The organism is Trinickia fusca (assembly GCF_003628145.1).
In the GTDB taxonomy this organism is placed as follows: Bacteria; Pseudomonadota; Gammaproteobacteria; order Burkholderiales; family Burkholderiaceae; genus Trinickia; species Trinickia fusca.
The window spans coordinates 1-1,157 of record NZ_RBZV01000039.1; the positions used below are offsets into that span (position 1 = coordinate 1).

Here is a 1,157-nt window from a genome sequence, read left to right on the forward strand (position 1 = left end):
TTTGAGCGGACCAAGCCGCACGTGAACGTCGGCACGATTGGTCACGTGGATCATGGCAAGACGACGCTGACGGCGGCGATTGCGACGGTGTTGTCGGCAAAGTTCGGCGGCGAAGCGAAGAAGTACGACGAAATCGACGCGGCGCCGGAAGAAAAGGCACGTGGCATTACGATCAACACGGCACACATCGAGTACGAAACGGCGAACCGCCACTACGCACACGTTGACTGCCCGGGCCACGCCGACTACGTGAAGAACATGATCACGGGTGCAGCGCAGATGGACGGCGCAATCCTGGTGTGCTCGGCCGCTGACGGCCCGATGCCGCAAACGCGTGAGCACATCCTGCTGGCGCGTCAGGTTGGCGTTCCGTACATCATCGTGTTCCTGAACAAGTGCGACATGGTGGACGACGCCGAGCTGCTCGAGCTGGTGGAAATGGAAGTGCGCGAGCTGCTGTCGAAGTACGACTTCCCGGGCGACGACACGCCGATCATCAAGGGTTCGGCCAAGCTGGCGCTGGAAGGCGACAAGGGCGAGCTGGGTGAGGCAGCGATCATGAGCCTGGCCGACGCGCTGGACTCGTACATCCCGACGCCGGAGCGCGCGATCGATGGCACGTTCCTGATGCCGGTGGAAGACGTGTTCTCGATCTCGGGCCGTGGTACCGTGGTGACGGGCCGTATCGAGCGTGGCGTGGTCAAGGTCGGCGAGGAAATCGAAATCATCGGTATCAAGCCGACGGTGAAGACGACCTGCACGGGCGTGGAAATGTTCCGCAAGCTGCTGGACCAAGGTCAAGCAGGCGACAACGTTGGTATCCTGCTGCGCGGCACGAAGCGTGAAGATGTGGAGCGCGGCCAAGTGTTGGCCAAGCCGGGTTCGATCACGCCGCACACGCACTTCACGGCTGAAGTGTACGTGCTGAGCAAGGACGAAGGCGGCCGTCACACGCCGTTCTTCAACAACTACCGTCCGCAGTTCTACTTCCGTACGACGGACGTGACGGGCTCGATCGAGCTGCCGAAGGACAAGGAAATGGTGATGCCGGGCGACAACGTGTCGATCACGGTCAAGCTGATCGCCCCGATCGCCATGGAAGAAGGTCTGCGCTTCGCCATCCGCGAAGGTGGCCGTACCGTCGGCGCAGGTGTCGT

General features: G+C 62.0%; 1 protein-coding gene. It reads left to right on the top strand.

The genetic code is table 11. The features are described from left to right. The coding region (gene tuf, locus D7S89_RS27055) for an elongation factor Tu (protein WP_245983358.1) at positions 1 to 1,157 on the top strand (1,157 nt) is incomplete at both ends.